The sequence below is a fragment of the Mycolicibacterium sp. lyk4-40-TYG-92 genome, assembly GCF_030209435.1.
Lineage (GTDB): Bacteria > Actinomycetota > Actinomycetes > Mycobacteriales > Mycobacteriaceae > Mycobacterium.
In genome coordinates, this window is sequence record NZ_JARVRX010000014.1 from 73,014 (window position 1) to 90,955 (window position 17,942).

Annotated in this window: 18 protein-coding genes; 5 read left to right on the forward strand and 13 right to left on the reverse strand. The window is 66.6% G+C overall.

The genetic code is table 11. From position 1 onward, the window contains the following. Nucleotides 1-152: 152 nt before the first annotated feature. Entirely contained in the window at nt 153-857 is a 705-nt protein-coding gene (locus QRN63_RS20150; RefSeq protein WP_285032435.1) for a TetR/AcrR family transcriptional regulator, read from the reverse strand. A 49-nt stretch (nt 858-906) separates the two neighbouring features. Continuing rightward, nucleotides 907-1,635 (reverse strand): LysR family substrate-binding domain-containing protein, encoded by a 729-nt coding sequence (locus QRN63_RS20155; protein ID WP_285032436.1) that lies wholly within the window; start codon nt 1,633-1,635, stop codon nt 907-909. Between the two features lie 60 nt (nt 1,636-1,695). Between QRN63_RS20155 and QRN63_RS20160 the strand changes: the two genes are divergently transcribed. Beyond that, nucleotides 1,696-2,418 (forward strand): hypothetical protein, encoded by a 723-nt coding sequence (locus tag QRN63_RS20160; RefSeq protein ID WP_285032438.1) that lies wholly within the window; start codon nt 1,696-1,698, stop codon nt 2,416-2,418. On the opposite strand, the gene QRN63_RS20165 is transcribed toward QRN63_RS20160, so the two are convergent. Next, on the reverse strand, nt 2,391-3,236 hold the full coding sequence (locus tag QRN63_RS20165) for a hypothetical protein (protein WP_285032440.1): 846 nt from the start codon (nt 3,234-3,236) through the stop codon (nt 2,391-2,393). The genes QRN63_RS20160 and QRN63_RS20165 overlap by 28 nt on opposite strands. A 51-nt stretch (nt 3,237-3,287) precedes the next feature. Here QRN63_RS20165 and QRN63_RS20170 point away from each other — a divergent pair, with 51 nt between their 5' ends. Continuing rightward, the gene (locus QRN63_RS20170; protein ID WP_285032442.1) at nt 3,288-3,674 is read left to right on the forward strand and encodes a DUF5997 family protein; all 387 of its coding nucleotides are present in this window, start codon (nt 3,288-3,290) and stop codon (nt 3,672-3,674) included. 35 nt (nt 3,675-3,709) lie between these two features. On the opposite strand, the gene QRN63_RS20175 is transcribed toward QRN63_RS20170, so the two are convergent. Next, nucleotides 3,710-4,168 (reverse strand): hypothetical protein, encoded by a 459-nt coding sequence (locus QRN63_RS20175; RefSeq protein WP_285032444.1) that lies wholly within the window; start codon nt 4,166-4,168, stop codon nt 3,710-3,712. A gap of 196 nt (nt 4,169-4,364) precedes the next feature. Between QRN63_RS20175 and QRN63_RS20180 the strand changes: the two genes are divergently transcribed. The 3 genes from QRN63_RS20180 (at nt 4,365) to QRN63_RS20190 (ending at nt 6,197) form a co-directional block, all read left to right on the forward strand. Continuing rightward, nucleotides 4,365-5,243, forward strand: coding sequence for an exodeoxyribonuclease III (locus QRN63_RS20180; RefSeq protein ID WP_285032446.1), 879 nt, complete (start codon nt 4,365-4,367; stop codon nt 5,241-5,243). An 89-nt stretch (nt 5,244-5,332) separates the two neighbouring features. Continuing rightward, nucleotides 5,333-5,728, forward strand: coding sequence for a VOC family protein (locus QRN63_RS20185; protein WP_285032448.1), 396 nt, complete (start codon nt 5,333-5,335; stop codon nt 5,726-5,728). A 49-nt stretch (nt 5,729-5,777) separates the two neighbouring features. Beyond that, entirely contained in the window at nt 5,778-6,197 is a 420-nt protein-coding gene (locus tag QRN63_RS20190) for a cupin domain-containing protein (protein ID WP_285032450.1), read from the forward strand. Between the two features lie 10 nt (nt 6,198-6,207). Here the strand turns inward: QRN63_RS20190 and QRN63_RS20195 are convergent, their stop codons facing one another. The 9 genes from QRN63_RS20195 to QRN63_RS20235 all read right to left on the reverse strand — a co-directional run bounded on the left by QRN63_RS20195 (nt 6,208) and on the right by QRN63_RS20235 (nt 17,742). After that, on the reverse strand, nt 6,208-7,440 hold the full coding sequence (locus QRN63_RS20195) for a PucR family transcriptional regulator (RefSeq protein ID WP_285032451.1): 1,233 nt from the start codon (nt 7,438-7,440) through the stop codon (nt 6,208-6,210). Nucleotides 7,441-7,456: 16 nt separating this feature from the next. Continuing rightward, nucleotides 7,457-8,317, reverse strand: a complete 861-nt coding sequence (locus QRN63_RS20200; protein ID WP_285032453.1) for a phytanoyl-CoA dioxygenase family protein — start codon at nt 8,315-8,317, stop codon at nt 7,457-7,459. Nucleotides 8,318-8,459: 142 nt separating this feature from the next. Further along, on the reverse strand, nt 8,460-10,007 hold the full coding sequence (locus tag QRN63_RS20205) for an AMP-binding protein (protein WP_285032455.1): 1,548 nt from the start codon (nt 10,005-10,007) through the stop codon (nt 8,460-8,462). Then, the gene (locus QRN63_RS20210) at nt 10,004-11,041 is read right to left on the reverse strand and encodes a dihydrodipicolinate reductase (RefSeq protein ID WP_285032457.1); all 1,038 of its coding nucleotides are present in this window, start codon (nt 11,039-11,041) and stop codon (nt 10,004-10,006) included. The genes QRN63_RS20205 and QRN63_RS20210 overlap by 4 nt, the downstream gene beginning before the upstream one ends. 42 nt (nt 11,042-11,083) lie before the next feature. Then, complete coding sequence (locus QRN63_RS20215) at nt 11,084-12,511, reverse strand: APC family permease (RefSeq protein WP_285032459.1); 1,428 nt, start codon at nt 12,509-12,511, stop codon at nt 11,084-11,086. 2 nt (nt 12,512-12,513) lie between these two features. Continuing rightward, nucleotides 12,514-13,629 carry a Zn-dependent alcohol dehydrogenase gene (locus QRN63_RS20220; RefSeq protein WP_285032461.1) on the reverse strand — a complete coding sequence of 372 codons (1,116 nt, stop codon included), beginning with the start codon at nt 13,627-13,629 and terminating at the stop codon, nt 12,514-12,516. A gap of 59 nt (nt 13,630-13,688) precedes the next feature. Continuing rightward, nucleotides 13,689-15,038: an NAD-dependent succinate-semialdehyde dehydrogenase gene (locus QRN63_RS20225; RefSeq protein WP_285032688.1), complete on the reverse strand. Its 1,350-nt coding sequence runs from the start codon at nt 15,036-15,038 to the stop codon at nt 13,689-13,691. A 2-nt stretch (nt 15,039-15,040) separates the two neighbouring features. After that, the gene (locus QRN63_RS20230; RefSeq protein ID WP_285032463.1) at nt 15,041-16,603 is read right to left on the reverse strand and encodes a class I adenylate-forming enzyme family protein; all 1,563 of its coding nucleotides are present in this window, start codon (nt 16,601-16,603) and stop codon (nt 15,041-15,043) included. Continuing rightward, nucleotides 16,600-17,742 (reverse strand): saccharopine dehydrogenase family protein, encoded by a 1,143-nt coding sequence (locus QRN63_RS20235; protein WP_285032465.1) that lies wholly within the window; start codon nt 17,740-17,742, stop codon nt 16,600-16,602. The genes QRN63_RS20230 and QRN63_RS20235 overlap by 4 nt, the downstream gene beginning before the upstream one ends. Nucleotides 17,743-17,942: the final 200 nt, after the last annotated feature.

The window sequence follows — 17,942 nt, forward strand, 5'->3', positions numbered from 1 at the left end:
CGTCGCGGTGATTGCACTTGTGTTGAGTTGACCCCCATAGCCGCAGGACGCTATAGCAATCGCCGGTTTCGAACAAGACCTCTTTTTGAAAACAAGAAGTCTTGCCAAAGCGGCCCGCGATCGGATGCACCGGGGTATGGCGCGGATTGCGATCAGCGCAATGAGGCGGTGATGCCGGCCCGCACCACTGCCATGAAGCTGGTCAGATTGCCGATGAGAGTGTCGATACTCGGCCGTGGTTCAGCGTCGGGCTCGTAGTCGTGCAACCAGTCGGCAACCGCCTCGAAGAGACCGCCGACGGTCAGGACCGCGAGCGCATGCAAGTCGAGCGCGGCATCGTCCGCGATCTCCGGGAACTCGCGACGCCGCCACAACTCTTCGACAAACGTTGCGGTCCAACGCCGGTTCTCGCGGCGCTGACGCTCGACCCGCGGCGAGATACCCGCGCATTCCCCGAACGCCACCACCGCAATCCGGGGGTCGTCGACCAGAGCGTGGGCGAACGCCGACAGCAGTAGGCGGACGGTCTCGTCGTCGTCATCCGGTGCGCTGGCGAGGATCTCGACAACCTGGCGTTCGATGCGCTCGGCGATCTGCCGGAGCAATTCGATGTAGCAGTCTTCCTTGCTGTCGAATGTCTCGTAGAACGCCTTGTTCCCCACGAACGCGTTCTGGCAGATCTGCTCGATCGAGGTGTTGGCATAACCGTCGCGGGCGATCAACTCGAACGCGGACGCCAGCAGTTGTTCCCGGCGGTGAACTCGACGCTGCTCGGCGTCGAGGCCACGAATCGTGCGCGGAGCTCGTGATGTCGCGGAGGTGGTGCGTTTACCTGCGCCCGCCGACGGTCTGCTCATGGCCTGGGAGTGTAGTGGCGCTGAGCAAACGCAATGGGCTACAACGGCGTCAGCGCCGACCGCGCTTGGCCTGGCCTGGTTTTCGGGGGACCTTGCTTGTCGCGACTTTGCCCGCCGCGGCCCGGGCAGCCTGCTTGGCGAGGGTCTTCTCCCGCGCGCTGCGTTTCGGCGCCGGCTCGGCCTGGCCCCGCGACGAACTGGCCTTACGGCCCCGCACGATGCCGATGAACTCCTCGACCAGTTCCGACTGCTCCCCTTCCGGAAAAGCCAGCGCGACGGGGCAGGTGGGCGCGTCGGTGATCGGCCGGTACGTGAGATCCTTGCGGTGATACAGCCGAGCGAGTGACTGCGGCACGATGAGGGCACCCATGCCGGTCGCGACGAGTTCTATTGCGCCCTCGGTGGTTTCGGGCCGGTACTCGACCGCGTTTCCCGGGGCATCCGCCCAGCCGACGACGTCGTCGAGCGGCACCAGGATCGGCTCGCCATCGAGGTCCGCGGCGGTGATCTCGTCGACCGCGGTGAGCACATGATCGGTCGGCACGACAGCCACCGTCGTCTCCTCATACAGCGAGATGACGGCGAGCCCCGTCATGTCGGCCGGCAGCCGGAGCAGCGCCACGTCGACGCCGCCGGCCCGCAGTGTGTCGGCCGCATCGGCCGCCGTCACCGGATGCAGAATCAGCGCTGCCTCGGGACGACGCTCGGCCCAGATCCGCGCCCACTTCGCGGGCGTCCCACCGGGGACGTACCCGAGAGTCAACGAGGCCGAGTTCACGGCCATCACGCTACCCAAACGCGCGTCGGGCGGTTCGTCGTCAGCGCCGATAATTGAGGGATGACCGGGCTCGGCGTCTTCACGTTCCATCTCGTCGAACTGCCGGTCACGTCGACGGTGCCGCTACTGCGGCGACCACCACAGCCCGACCGAGTGACCGGGCTGCGCTACGCAGAATGCCTATCCCTGATGCGGCTCGGTGCGCCGACCATCTCCCCCGACCGGCTGCAGCTGCGGCGGCTGGCAATGTTCGCCCGATGGGACGACGAGGCCGCGATCGACGCCTTTCTGGCCGGTCCAGGCGCGCGTCTCGCTGCCGGCTGGCATGTCCGGATGACGTTCCTGCGGCGCTGGTCCACGCTCGCGGCGCTCCCCGATCTACCGCAGGAGGCCGACGCCTCCGACGCTGACGAGCCCGTCGTCGCCGTCACCCTGGCCCGCATGCGGTTGCCCGAGGTACCGCGCTTCCTCGCCTGGGGCAAGCCGGTCGAGCGGTTGGTCCGTGATCATCCTGACGCCACCCTGGCGCTGGCGGCGGTGCGCCCGCCCCGCTCCATCTCCACCTTCTCGATCTGGAACTCAGTGCGAGCGATGACGGACATGGTGCACGGCCGTGATGGAGCGGCAGAGCTCGCCGAACCGGCGCGGCATGCCGCTGCGATGGCCGAACGCCGCCGCCGCGACTTCCACCGCGAGTTCGCGACCTACCGATTCCGCCCCATCTCCGAACACGGCTACTGGGACGGTCGTACCGGTTACGTGCCGAGGCGTTCCAGCTTGTAGTGCAGGCGGACGGCCGGCAGGTTCCACATTCGCAGCACATGGTCGGTACGGAGCACCTGCTCGCGGTCAACGTAGAGGTCGAACGTCTCGTGCACGGGCACGCGCCGCGCGAAATGGCGACCGCGATCGCGGACCAGGACGTACGCCCCGTCGGCACCCCACGGGCCCGCCGGGGACGACAGCCGCAGGCCACCGTCCGGCAGGTGCTGCGGCCGAAGAAAGACCTGGACGTTGCCCTCTTCCAACGGGAACGTCACGTGCACGCTGGCCCGATCGGCACCGGGAAGCGTTCTGCGCGAATAACATCCGCTGAACACGGTGTCGCCGTTTCCACGCAGGGTCCGGACCCAGCCGGCCGCGACCTGCGCGCCGGCACCGTCGGTGATCACCGACACCCGGCCATCGATGCCCCGCGCGACGTCGAGGGGGCGCATCGGTAGCGCCAGTTGCTGCACGCGCTTGCCGAACGCGCGCGAGATCAGTTCGCCGCCCGGCCAGAACAACGGTGACCAACTGCTCCACACCTCCATGCGCCAGCGCGCAGTGTGGGTGTAGAAGTCGTGAATCATCGGGTGGACGGCCGCGGCATCGAATCCGGGGCCGGACAGTCCTTCGAGGTCGGGCTGCAAACCGGCGTCGGGATCGTCGTCGCGCAGGGCGCCACCGCGCCGGGCCGCTTCGTCCCGCAGCCAGCTGTTCCCGCCACCCCGGGACCCGAGTGGCGCCTGCAGCCAGGCGTCGGCGCCCTCGAGATCGACGCCTCTGCCGGCTGCCCGCCAGAACTTGCGGGTCGCGAGATCCAGCCGCGAAAACTCCACATCGCGGATCGTACGGGGTTAACGCCGCGACCTAACGATAGGCTGATGCCCATGAGCAGGCCCAACGCGCAGTCCATGAAACCCGCCACCGCGGCGAAGAAGCTGGACGTGTACTTGCCCGCGACGCCTGCCGAGTTCCAGGAGAACGCGATCACGCGCGCCGAGCTGGCGGCCTTGCAGGCCGATCCGCCGCAGTGGCTCAAGGACCTCCGCAAGAACGGGCCGCACCCCAAGAACCTGGTGGCGGCCAAGCTCGGCGTTTCGATCGCCGGCCTCGCGCGCGGTGGCGTCGAGAAGGCGCTGACCACCGAGGAGATCGACGCGCTCCTCGAGGAGAAGCCGGACTGGCTGATCATCGAACGCGAGAGCTACCAGCAGGTGCTGCGCGAACAGCGACGCATCAAGGCGCTGCACGCGGATCAGGCGCGCGAAGCGTGACGGACCGGTAGCCACCGGTCCGTCACTGCAGGTACTCACCAGAGGTCGAAGCTGACATTGGTGCTCGGGTAGCGGCTGCTGAAGTTGTGATTGATCCAGTAGTTCTTGGCGAGAAACCCGGTGACACCGGTGTTCGCGACATTCGTGTTGGTCTTCGAGTTGCTGACCTCGTACGTGGCGGTCGGGCCGCCGGCGCCCACCCGGTAGGCGACGTGCATGTCGAGTGAATTACCTTGCGGCGCAACGGCTGTCACGATTTCGGTGGCGCCCGGTGCCAGCAACCGCTGAGGGCCGTCGACCCATTGGCCGTTAGGGCTCGTCCCGTCATCGACCAGGAACTGAACCTTGTCGGTGTGGTTGGTGATCGTCATGGCGATGGTCGGCTCGCCGGGATGAGTAACCGGCATGGTTCCCGCGTGGGCGACCGCGGCGAAGGACAGCGCGGCGGCGATCCCGGTTCCTGCTGCGGCGACACGAGCCGTCGTGATGTTCATGGGGCCTCCTGTACGTGAATGTTGTTTTCCGAGACGGGTTTTGGGACGTCTCTGTGACACCGCCAACTATTCCGCGAATGACGTCTTCCCGGATTCCCCCGAACAGCGGATTCGCCGGTTGAACCGCACTCCACCGATCGGCGGACATACCAAGTCCGCCGAACGGCCGCCACGGCGATCTGCTTGGGTAGAGGCGATGGCTACACCAAACGCTCCGCTGGGCATCGCCACGTTCAACGTCAACGGGATCCGGGCGGCACGCCGGCGCGGCTTCGACGCCTGGCTCGCCGGCCGCGGGCTCGACGTGGTGGCACTGCAAGAGTTGCGCTGCCCGCCCGAGCAGGTCGGCGAATTCGACGGCTATCACGCGGCGATCGACTCCGGCTCGATCCCGGGCCGCAACGGCGTCGCCATCCTGACGCGCGAGGCACCGTCGGACGTGCGGACCTGGGTGTCGCATCGGCCGCGCAGCCGGGGCCTCGGAGCGCATGCGCTCGAGGGTCGCTACCTCGAGGTCGACCTCGCGGACGCTCCCCTCACGGTGGCCTGTCTCTATCTGCCGAAGGGCGGCCTGCCCGCGCACCTGCAGCGGCCCGGCAACATGCGCGACATTCCGGACGGCGGCGCCAAGTACGAACGGAAGATGCGCTTTCTCGGGGCATTCGCGCGCGAGCTGAGCCGGAGTCGCCGGGCGGCGCTCGCCGCGGGCCGCGAATTCCTGCTGCTCGGCGACCTGAACGTGGCCCACCTGCCACACGATGTGACCAATTGGCGGGCTGCGCAGAAGATGGAGGGCTTCCTCCCCGAGGAGCGCGCCTGGCTCGACGCTCAGATCGGGCCACGCACGCTCGTCGATGTGGTCCGGACGCTGCACGGCGACCACCCCGGGCCGCTGTCCTGGTGGAGTTGGGCCGGCGAGTCGTTCGTCAAGGATGTGGGCTGGCGCATCGATCACCACCTGGCCACGCCGCGGCTCGCGCGGACCGCCGTGTCGGTGACGGTCGACAAGGAAGCCGCACCCGACGCGCGGTTGTCCGACCACGCGCCTGTGGTCGTGCGGTACGCCTTCCCCTGAACCGCCACGCGATGAGTTATGCGCGGGCCGGCTGTCTACCCCTGTGACGGCACCTGCTACCGGGTGCTGCGGACCACAGGAGCAGCCCGATGCACGCCATGATCTTCGTCCACCTGCCCGTCGCCGACGTCGCGCGCTCGCGAAAGTTCTTCTCCGGGCTCGGCTATTCGGTCGACGAGACGTTCAGCAGTGACAACGCAGTGACACTGGTGCTTGGCGAGAACCAGTTCGCAATGCTGACGCAGCGCGACGTCTTCGATTCCCTGCACCCGGCCGAGACTGCCGACGCGTCGAAGACGAAGGAGTGCGTCATCTGTCTGGCGGTCGACAGCCGCGGATGTGTCGACAGGCTGGTGGACGGTGCCCTGGCCGCGGGCGCCACGCCGGGCGACACCGACGACGAGGACTTCATGTACGGCCGCAGCTACCACGACCTCGACGGCCACTCCTGGCAGATCTTCTCGATGAACCTCGCGGCCACGTAGCCCAAAAACTGGCCTCGGCCGATCTTGCACACCGCTACGATTTCCCAGCATGCAGTCAGCATTCGCACAGGATCACGACCTGACGGACAGCCCGATCGATCCGTCATGGGTCGTCGACGGCAAGCCACGGGCACGGTCGCGGCGCTGGTACACCAGTGGTGACTCGGCAGTCGAGTTCTATATCTGGGACTGCTCGGCCGGCACCTTCGACTGGACATTCGTCGTAGAGGAGACGGTGCACATCGTCGCCGGCGAGGTCCGCATCGGCGATCCAGAGACCGGAACCTGGCTCCGGGCGGGCGATTCCGCGGTTTTCGCCGCCGGTACCACCTACCGGTGGCACGTCCCGGACTACGTCCGCAAGCACGCCACCCTGCGCACCCCGCTCCCGACGCTGCTGATCCGGGTGGGCCGCGTTGCGACGCGGGTCGGACGTCGCCTGGTGTCCACGATCCCGAGTCGCGGGTAGTTCGTCGGAGTCAATGTCCCCCACGCACGCCGAGCAACGTGAGGGCAGCGGCCACCTCGATCGGGTTGCGCGCAAAGGGTTTCGGCAGGAGTTCGTCGACACGCGCGAGGCGCCGGTCGATGGTGTTGCGGTGGGTGTACAACCGTTCGGCGGTGCTCGTCCGATTGAGTCCCTCATCGACGTAAGTCAGGACCGTCTGGTGCAGCACAGGGCTGGCGTCCTTCAATTCACCGAGCACGTCCGCCACGAACTGATCGGCCGACGACAGATCCGTCGACAACAGGTCCACGAGGTGGACGTCCTCGTAGCGCACGATGGACAGCGCGGAGCCCAGCCGCGCCAAGAGCCGTTGCGCTGCAGCGGCATCCATGTGCGTCCGCCGGAAGCCGCTCACCCCAGCGGCCGGGCGGCCCAGAGCTACGCGCACACCAGGTCGTCGTCCCAGGCGCTCGGCGAGATCAGCAGCTGTTGGCGTTGCCTTCGCCGGTATCCACAGCCACAACGCAGCGGTACCGGCGACCACCGTCAGTCGCCGGTCCGCGTCGCACGCCCGCATCACCTGTTCACTGGCGCGCTCGAGCAAGCCGACGTCCTGCTCCGAATCCACCCAGACCACTACGCCGATGTGCGAGCCGGTCAGCGCGTAGCCGAGCTGCGCTTCGGCGCGCGATGGTGCGATGTCCGCGCCCTGGAGCAGCAGTTCGACAGTGGCGTAGCGCTGCAGCTGTGAGCCACCGGCGAACTCTTCTCGGACACGGCCCACGTGTGCCGCCAGTTCCTCGATGGAATCGTCGATGAACGTCGCAAGCGAATTGCCCGTGATCTCGATGAGTTCACGAAGTTGCTCCGCATCGTTGGTCGCCTCGAAGCAGGCAGCCAGCCACCATTTCCAACCGACACGTTGAGCGGATCGCCACGACGCGACATCGTCGGTGGTCAGGCCACGCAGCACCACATCACGTGCGTAGGTGCGCATGGCGCTTCCCGTCGCGGGAGCGACCCGGCGGCCCGGTTCAGCGATGTTGGACGTCAGCCAATGCTTGAGGTTGGCGACCGTCAGGCTTGCGTCAGCCTCTGCGAGTACCGGGTCGTCGGCGATCGCCCGGTACCGCGAGTCGCGCAGGGACGCCGCGGTCAAGTCGGCGACCACTTCCCCGGACCTCGTCAGCATCGTCTCGGCCAGTTCGCGGATCAGTCGGCGGACCGGATCGGATGCATCGGGCCACAACTGATCCGGCGTCATGGCAACAGTCTGCCGCTTACAGACCGAGGTGATCGGCGAGTTCGCGGTAGTCGACCATCCACAGTCCCGGCGAGCCGGTCGGATACTGGGACCGGAAGCCGAGGATGCGCTGGACGCGCTCCGGCAGGGTTTTCACCACGTCGCGATCGACCAGGAACGGGTAGGCCTCCTCGCCGACCAGGAAGCCCGGGTTGAACGCGAAGGACACCGCGCGGCGGTACTCATCGGTGGTGACGTTGGCGCCACCGCCGTGGGCGGTCTTGCCGCTGAAGAAGAGGGCGTCGCCGGCGTTCATGATGGCGGGGACCGTCTGCTCGGGCGTCCCGCGATCCTGGAAATCGGGCCACTTGTGGCTGCCCGGGATGACGCGGGTGGCGCCGTTCTCCTCGGTGAAGTCCGTGAGGGCGATGAGGAAGTTGAGGGTGATCTCGGGGCCGGCGGGGCCCATGCCGACGAAGGGATACCAGTTCTCGAGGTCGCGGTGCAGGAACTGCGCGCGGTTGCCGGGGCCGATCTCGATGACCTGGGCGGTGGTCATCCAGTACGTGCCCGATTCCTCGAGGAAGGTCGCATCACACAGGGCATGCACCAGGTCGTGGTTGATGATCTCGTTCCGGAAGACCGGGCTGTGGGTGACCAGGTTCGTCAGGCGCTTGGTGTTGGCGCCGTGGAACTCGTTGACGATCTCGAGCTCGTGCTTGCCGCCGGGAGTCAGCGCGGTGAGGGGGGCTTCGATCTCGGCGTTGAACCGGGTGACCTGCTCCGGGGTCAGCAGGCCCTCGATGATCACCCCGCCGTCCTCGGTGACGACGGCGCGAATGTCCGCGACATCCGCGGTGTGGGGAAGCTTCCGGAGGTTCGAAACAGCGGTTGTCATCGCGTGATCTCTTTCTGCGAGTTGAACTTTGGGGGGGACGCCGAGCTGCTGGTGTGGCGTTCGTCTCACTATTGCCGTTGGGGCCGGTGGTGTGCCATGGCACCTCTCAACCAATCGAGCGGGCGGACGGTGCATGTTGCACCTATCGGTTGGGGTCGCCGGCCAGCTGCCGCTTCAGTTCGAATTTCTGAATCTTGCCGGTGGCCGTCTTGGGGAGTGCGGTGAACTCGATGCGGTCCGGGACCTTGAATTTCGCGACGCGGTCGAGCAGGTGGGCCCGCAGTTCCGCACTCGTGACAGCCGCACCTGGGCGAAGCGACACGAACGCCGCGGGCCGCTCACCCCAATGCTCGTGCGGCATGCCGACAACCGCGGCCTCCAGCACGGCGGGGTGCTCGAGGATGGCGCTCTCGATCTCGACCGAGCTGATGTTCTCGCCACCGGAGATGATGACATCCTTTGCGCGGTCACGGATTTCGAGGTAGCCGTCGGGGTGACGCACCGCGAGATCGCCACTGCGGAACCAGCCGTCCGGCACCGCTGCCGCAGTGGCGGCCATATCTCGGTAGTACGCGGGGGTGACGTTGTTTCCCCACAACGCGATCTCGCCGATCGTTGCACCGTCTGCGGGGACGTCCCGGCCCTTTTCGTCCACCACCCGAACGGGGTCGGTGACGATGTTGCCGACGCCCTGGCGGGCGTTCAGGCGGTCGCGCTCGTCAGCAGACGACGAGTCCCACTCCTGCTTCCATTCGTTGATGACGGCCGGGCCGTAGGTCTCGGTCATGCCGTAGAGATGGGTGACCGCGAGGCCGCAGGCACGGGCCCGCGCAAGCAGTGCGGGTGCGGGCGGCGCTCCGCCGGTGGCCACCCACACGGTTTGTTCCGCTCGCTTCGCAGGCGGCTGCGAGGTCATGGTCGACAGGACCGTCGGCGCCGCGCACATGTGGGTGATCGCGTGGTCCTCGACGGCGGTCCAGATCGCATACGCCTCGACCTTGGGCAGGCACACGTGGGTGGCGCCGGCCGCGGTGACCGCCCAGGTGAAGCACCACCCGTTGCAGTGGAACATCGGCAGCGTCCACAGATACGCCGAGTTGAGGTTCAGGCCCGAATGGAAGGCCATGGCCAGCGCCTGCAGGTACGTGCCGCGGTGGGTGTACACCACGCCCTTCGGCTTACCCGTGGTACCCGATGTGTAATTGATTGCCACCGTGGCGAATTCGTCGTCACAGGCAACATCCACCGGCGCTGCCGACGCCAGGTAGTGCTCGTATTGCTCACTGCCGGCGATGACCTTCACGGTGCCGCAGACCAACTCGGCCGCCTCCCGCGCGACCGCGATCAGCGGGTCCGTGGCGATCAGCACCTCGGCTCCGCTGTGCTCGAGGATGTATGCGATGTCCCCTGCGCTCAGGCGAGAGTTCAGCGGCACCAGAACCCCACCCGCGTAGGGCACCCCGTAATGCGCCTCGAGCATTTCCAGGGTGTTGTGCGCCAGCACCGCGACGCGGGCACCCGGCCCCAGTCCGTCGGCAACCAGCGCGCCCGCGAGGTGCCGGCAGCGCTCATGCAGATCGCGGTACGTCAGCACGCGTGCGCCGTCGATGACGGCGACCTTGTCCCCGTGCACCGCTGCGGCTCGATCGAGAAAACGCACCGGGTTCAGCGCCGACACTGCATGTGTCACAGCGATCCATCTTCAAGCAGCCGAGCACCTTTCGATGCCAGGGCACGTGTGGGCAGATCACCCATCGACAGAAACCCGCTGGGCGCGTCGATGACCGCCGTCACGGCATTGACCGCAGCTGCAATGGTGCTCACGAACGATTCGAAGCCGGTCAGTGATGTCAGCTCGATCGTCTGGTCAGCGCCTTCGATGCGGTAATCATCACCCGCGGTGAGCGAGTCGCTCGGGTCGAAGAAGCCGAACATGATCTCGAGGTCGATGACCGCACGGCCGCCGCGCAATCCGCGGGCGGCGTGGGTGACGGCCGCGATCTGGCCACGTTCGACGGTGACGTGCTCGCCGATCCGAGTGATCTCGCTGACCGTCGCGGGTGTCACCCGGTCGACCTCGATAGCGTCCAAGGTCCACCCGAGGCCGCTCGCCAGCGCGCCGATCGATTGTTCGAAACCGTAGTGGCCGACCACATCTCCAGATTCCTGTGCCGCGGCGAACTGCGCGGGCGTCAGTCCCAGGCCGAACTTCGACAGGATCGCCCCGTACCGCGACATGTTGGTGCGACGGCGGATGATCACGCGGTCGACACGTTGGGTGAGGGCGGTCAGCAGCAGGGGCAGGGTGTCCATGAGGACGCCGGGGTTGGCCCCGGTGCCCAGCACAGTGACACCGTGCGCTTTCGCGGTGTCATCGAGGCGACGCGAAATCTCCGGGTGACTCGACCACGGGTACGCCAGTTCCTCGCAGATGCTCATCACGTTGTACGCACGTTGCAGAAGCGGCACGATGGTGTCGGCGACGTGGTTCAGATCTGACGTCGTCGCGACGACCGCCAGGTCCGCTGGGGGCAGACCCGCGGGATCGTCGACGACGGTCACGCCAGTCGGCGCGCTGCCGACGAGGACGCCGAGATCCGTGCCGACGACCGCGGGATTGCGGTCGGCCGCACCGACGATCTCGACGTCGGTGCGTCGCAGCAGGGATTGCGCCATGGCGCGGCCGGTGGCGCCGAGGCCTACCATCACGAGTCGTTGTGTCATTTTTCGCTGTCTCTCAAAGGAATTCGTTGTCCCACGGTTTCGCTATTCTTGCCGGCCCGAGGCCGGCAGCAGTTTCCCGACGACGGGTCCGAGCGCGAAGGCGGCGATCAGGGAAACGATGATGACGACGGAGACCACCCGGCTGTTTCCGGCGAGCAGATCGAGGTTCAGCAGCATGATCGCCAGGATGGCCAGCAGCCCCGCCATGCCGAGAAGTGGCGCGATCAGTGTCCGCGTCACCGGCGCCCCGTGCGGTTCGCGCCGGAAGAAGGCCAGCACGGCCGAGCAGGTGAGGATGAGCAGCACGACGTATCCGATGGACCCCAGACCCGATGTCCACGTGTAGATTTCGCTCATCGGGTCGAGCCCGATCATGGTACCGCCGGCCAGCACAGCGCCGGTGGCGATCGCGACGGCCACCGCCCCGCGGTGCGGCGAGCCGTGCTTCGGGTGGCTCGCCGACAGGGTGGTCGGCAACAGGCCACGGGACGCCAGCGAGAAGGTGTAGCGGGCGAGGATGTTGTGCCACGTCAAGGCGGCCGCGAAGGTACTGGTGACGAACATCGCCACGGTCAGGTCGGCACCGACGCGCCCGAGGTACTGAAGCGCCACTGCGGAGAACAGGCCCTCGGGGTCGGCTGTCGCGGCTTGGACGACTCGACTGTCGCCCACGCCGCTGATCACCGCCCACGAGGTGAACGTGTAGAAGAGTCCCACCACGACCACCGAGATGATCGTCGCCCGGCGTACCGTCCGGGCGGGATCACGTGCCTCGTCCCGGAACACCGCCGCCGCCTCGATGCCGATGAAGCTCAGCACGGCGAAGATGAGGCCGACCCCGGGTGCGCCGCTGAATATCGTCTTCAGAGAGAACATCCCACCGGATAAGCCTTCCGGTCCACCGCCGCGCGCGACGATCCAAAAGTCCAGCGCGAGAACGATGCTCACCTCGGCAACCAGGAGGACACCCAGGACCTTGCCGGACAGCTCGACGTCCCGGTAGCCCAGGAACAACGTCAGCGCCAGTCCCACCCCGGCCCACAGCCACCATGGCGATGCGGGCCCGCCGTAGGACTTCAGCAGCGCGTCGACACCGGTCCCGAACAGGATGAACAGCCCGATGAAGATGCACGTATACGACAGCATGGCCAGATAGCCGGTGCCGATCCCGGCGGCTCGGCCCAGTCCCGCATGCACGTAGGAGTAGAACGCCCCCGCCGAGCGGACGAAGGGCGTCATCGTCGTGAAACCGATGACGAAGAGAAGCAGGACGACGAGGGTCGCCACGTAGCCGATGGGCAGGCCTGCGCCGTTCCCCAAGGCCAGGCCCAGCACCATCGGCCCGCCGACCACGCAGAGCGGGGCGGCCCCGGCGATGATCATGAGGGAGATCGAGCCGACGCCGAGCTTGCCGCTCAGTCGGGGCGTAGTACGGCTCTCAGCGGCGTTACCGCTTGTGGTGGTATCCATCATCAGAACCTGATCACCGAGCGGATGCCGACGCCGCGCTTCATCTCGTCGAACGCGTCATTGATCTCTGCCAGGTCGATGACCCGGGTCACGAGCGAGTCGAGATCGATGCGGCCCCGCATGTAGTGCTCGACGAGCAGCGGGAAGTCGGTGGCGGGCTTGCTCGAGCCGTAGTTCGAGCCGATGAGGGAAAGCTCTTGATCCGACATGACGAAGGGGTCGATCGTGACCTTCATACCGTCGGCCACCTGCCCCGCGACGACGGCGGTGCCACCTCGAGCCAGGACCGCATAGGCGGCTTCGATGGTCTGCGGCAGGCCGATGGCCTCGATGGCCACCTCGACGCCACGCCCGTCGGTGAGCTCCGCGATCCGGTCCGCCAGATTTTCCTGGGCGCTGTTGATGATGTCCGTGGCTCCGAAAACCCGCGCCTGCTTGAGCTTTTCGTCGGAGATGTCGGCGGCGATGATCTGCCGTGCGCCAACCAGACGCGCGCCCTGAATCGCGTTCAGCCCGACGCCGCCGCACCCGATGACCAACACGGTATCGCTGGGGCGGACCTTCGCAGTGTTGACCGCCGCGCCGACGCCGGTGGTGACGGCGCAGCCGATCAGCGCCGACTGTTCGAAGGGGGCGTCTTCCCGGATCGCGATCGCACCCGATTCGGGCACCATGACGTACTGGCCGAAGGTGCCGAGGCCGGCAAAGCTGAGGACGTCCGCGCCATCAGCCGCCGTGATCCGCGACCGGCCGTCGAACGAGAGGTGGTTGGCCGAATGTTGAGCGACCATGTCGCACAGGACGGGCCGGCCACTGATGCAGTACCGGCACCGGCGACAGGAGGGTGTCCAGGACAGCACGACGTGATCGCCCTTCTTCAGGGTCGTCACCCCGTCGCCCACGCTCTCGATGACACCGGCGCCTTCGTGGCCGAGAATCATCGGGGTGGGGACGTCCCATTCACCGGCAACAACGTGAAAATCGCTGTGGCACACTCCACTTGCCTTGAGTCGCACGAATACGTCGCCGGGCGGCGGGGTCGACGGGAGCGAGACGGTTTCGATGCTCAGCGGCGCGTTCGGCGTCCTGAAGACGGCGGCGTCGAATTCGATGGTCATGACAGATGTCCTTTGAGGGGTGGATGTGGTGGATCAGATGTGGCGGTGACGGTCGGCGGCTAGCCGCGAAGAGTGCGGATGAGCTTCTTGTTGGCGAACTCTTCGATCCCCGCCCGGCCGAGTTCGCGCCCGAAGCCGGATCGCTTGACGCCGCCGAACGGCAGCTCCATGCTGTCGAGGCCGACGCCGTTGACGAACACCATCCCGGCCTCGATCTGATCGGCGACCCGGATCGCCTGCTCAGGATCTGTGGTGAACACGTACGAGCCCAATCCGTAGGGCGTGTTGTTCGCCAGCTCGATGGCCTCGTCTTCGGACGCGGCCCGATAGATGGTGGCCACCGGACCGAACAGCTCCTCGGTCGACGACGGCGACGTCGGCGCTACGTCGGTCAGCACGGCGGGTGGGAAGAACGCCCCCTCTCGCTCGCCATCGCGAACCAGCGTCGCACCGTCTGCGACAGCGCGCCGGACCTGTTCTTCCAGTCGCTCGGCGGCAGCAACCGAGGACAGCGGAGCAAGCGAGCCGGCCTGGGCCAGAACTTGTTCCGTGAACGCATCGACGAACGGTTCGTACAGGTCGTCGGCAACGATGAACCGTTTTGCGGCGTTGCACGCTTGGCCCGCATTTTCGAATCGGGCGTCGACCGCGGCCCGCACGGTGGCATCGAGGTCATCGGTTGACAGCACGATGAACGGGTCAGAGCCACCCAATTCGAGCACCACCTTTTTCAGGTTGCGGCCCGCCACTTCCGCGACTGCGGCGCCGGCCCGCTCGGAACCGGTGAAGGACACACCTCGCACCCTGGGGTCCGCGATGGCGTCGGCGACCTGTTGGTTGGTCGCATAAACGTTGACGTAGCAGCCGTCGGGAAAGCCGGCGTCGGTGAAGATCCGTTGCAGGGCGGCCGCTGATTCCGGGCACTGCGGTGCGTGCTTGAGCACGATGGCATTCCCCAGTGCGAGATTGGGTCCGGCGAATCGGGCGACCTGGTAGTACGGGTAATTCCACGGCATGATGCCCAACAACACGCCGATGGGCTGGCGGCGGATGAACGCCGTCCCCTCGCCATCAATGAGCTCGATCGGCTCGTCCGCGAGAAACTGCTGGGCGTTGTCCGCGTAGTACTCGTAGATGGCTGCGCTGAATTCGACCTCACCGATGGCCTGGTCGAGGGACTTGCCCATCTCGCGGCGGATGATTTCGGCAAGTTCGCCGGCGCGCGAGTTGTGCAGTGCGGCAACGTTTCTCAGCAGATCAGCGCGCTCGCTGACAGACGTCTGCCTCGACCAATCCCGATAGGCGTTCGCGGCCACTTCAAGCGCCGCATCCACCTCTTCGTCCGTTGCGGTGGGGTACTCGCGTACCAACTCGCCGGTCGCCGGGTCGGTCACGGCATACCACGACATGTTCATTTCGCTGGCTCCTGTTCGTGCTCAATCGGTTTCGGTTGCCGTGCCGCTTCGAAGTCCGCACGCAAGGCCTTGCGATCGAACTTGCCGGAGGCGTTCAAGGGAAGCGCGTCGTACACGACCCAGCGGTCGGGAATCGCATAATCGGGCAGGCAGGCGCGCAGAAACCCGACGAGTTCCTGTTCGTCGAAATCCGCGCCGGCGCGGATTTCCACTGCTGCCGCGACGCGGTGCTGAAGAATGTCATCTGCGTACCCGAAAGCGCAGGCAGCGGCGATGGTTTCGTGCCTGGCGAGGTGCGACTCGACGAAGGTGGGCATGATCTTCTCGCCGCCGCGGTTGATGACATCATCGGCCCGGCCGTGCAGCCACAGCAGGCCGTCGCGGTCGATACGGCCGACATCGCCGGTGCGCAGCCACGGCCCGGTCATCTTCTCGGCCGTCAGCTGCGGCTCGTCCCAGTAACCGAGCATGCGCGTCGGCCCACTCAGCCACACTTCGCCCAATCCTCCCGGCGCCACGTCATCGCCCGACTCGTCGACAATGCGTAGCTGGACGCCGGGCAGCGGGAGTCCCACCGACTCGGCCTTCGTCGCCGCCAGGTCGCTGGGTAGGAACGTGCACACCGACGTGAACTCGCTCAGCCCGTACGCGTGCACGAGCTTCAGGTGTGGCCACCGCTGCTGCAGCTCTTGCACCCAGGCCTCGGGCATGGCGCTGCCGCCGTACATGATTGCGCGGACGCCACCGAAGATCGCGTCGGCCTCGTCGTGCAGCATCAGCATTCTCAGCATGCTCGGTACCGCCGCGAGGAAGGTGGCCGGGTGCGCTATCAGTTCTGCTGCCGCGTCGCCGGTTCGGTAGCGTCGCAGGAGACTGGTCGTCCCTCCGGATGCGACCATGTGCGCCAATTGATCCGCGAAGCCCGTGTTGTGAAAAATGGGTACGACGATCAGGGTGCTGTCGTCCGGTCCCGTTTCGAAGTAGTCCGAGAACGCGTATGCCAGCTCGGCCATCGCGGCGCTGCTGATGACCGCACCCTTGGGAGTTCCGGTGGTACCTGAGGTGAAGCTGATGAGGGCAGGAAACTCGCTCTCCTCTGAATGGTCGCTTGTGGCAACCGATTCGAGACTGTTGCGGCTGATCTCGCGCATAAGCGCCGACAGCTCCAGGCACTGGGTACCGGTCAGGGTGGCGAGATCGGTTCCACCGAGGCCGGCATCGTGCAGCACCAGCTTGGCGTCGACCTTCGCGACCTGCGCGACGACCTGACTCTGCGCGAGACGGGTATTCATCGGGACAACGATCACGTGGGCGCGTTGACACCCGAAAAACGCGACAACCCATTCCACGCTGTTTTCGCCGAGCAGCACAACGCGATCACCCACGCGCACACCGCGATCGAGGAGGAGGACGCCGAAGCGCGTCATCGCGTCGTCGAGTTCCGACCACGTCAGAATCGTTTCCCCGCAACGCAATGCGATGGCATTCGGCTGCGTGTCAGCCCAGTGCGCAACGGTGCCCGACAGGCTGGGGTGTCCGGTTTGCGGTGAGCGGATCATCGGCGTACTTCGGTCAGGGTTTGGATACCCGGCCCGAACCCGCCCAGCGACCGTCCGATGCGCTCGAACTCGCTGAGCGCGAACTGCCACGGTAGGACCTCCGGTCCCCACGCCCCCGGCGGCGGGCACTCGCGCAGCGCGGCGAGTGCGGCAACCGCAGCGCCGAGGCCGGTACCACGGGACATCGGCGCGTCGTCGATGAGTGCGAGCGCACCCTGGACCCGGGCGCCGTCGAGAACTTGAATCAGCAACGCTGTCAACGCTTTACCAGCCTTGGGCGCGGAGGAAGCCTGGTGGCGGGCCCACATCAGTTTCCAGAGGAACTCGGCAGGCTCGACATCGTGACCGGCGATGTCCACCAGGACGTCGTTGTGACCGAAGCCGATGCGACCCAGCGTCGAAAACGCCGCATTGGCCCAGTCGGGCCGCAGCGATCCCTTACAACTCGCGTTGCGCAACTGCGGGAAGAATCTGCTGAGCGTTCGCGGCTCCGGGTGCGCCGTGTCGAAGGCATCGATGACACCGAGTGGCTCGGGAAAGGTGAACGTGCCCGCGGTTTCCGGAACAAAGCCGGGTGACTGGACCCACTGACCGTCCCGCCACACCGAGCACGGCGTGACCGCCATGTGGAGCATGTGGCGCAGCGGAGCCAATCCGCCGGGGTCGCGCTCGTGTGTTGCCCACACCACCTGGACCCCGTCGCTGTCGGGAAATTCGTCGAGTAGACGGGCAGCGCACCAGTTGGACACCCCCGGCGACCATCCGGCACCGCTGATGAGCGCGACGCCGGCGCGCTGGGCATCGGCATCCAGAGCCAGGACGGTTTCGGTCGCCTCGAGGTCGTCACCGATATCGATGTAGGTCGTGCCCGACCGCAGCGCCGCCTGGGCCAGTCCGTCGGATCCGGCGAAGAACGGTCCGGAAAGGTTGAGCACCACGTCGACACCTTTGAGGTCCACCGACTCCGCGGTGACGTCGACGACGCGCCCGCGAACGCGTGCGGGATCCAGCGACTCGGCGCGCTGCACGGCTTCGGGCGCCCGATCCATTGCCAGGAACTGCGCATCCGGCAGTTGCTCGAGCAGAATCCGCAGTGCGGCGCTCCCCATCTGCCCCAGTCCGGCAATACCCACTGACACCATGTCGAACCTCTTCCAATGTCGCAGGTTCACCATCAGGACCTGCACGAACGAACATTCGTTAAGCTAGCGTTGGCCGCGGCTTCCGTCAATAGGTGGCGCGGAGTCAATTGCCGACAGCCCGAACACGACACTCCGCCAACCGCCGCCGCAGGCGGAACATCCGCTCGACACACAGACCGGCGACACCGGGCACACCG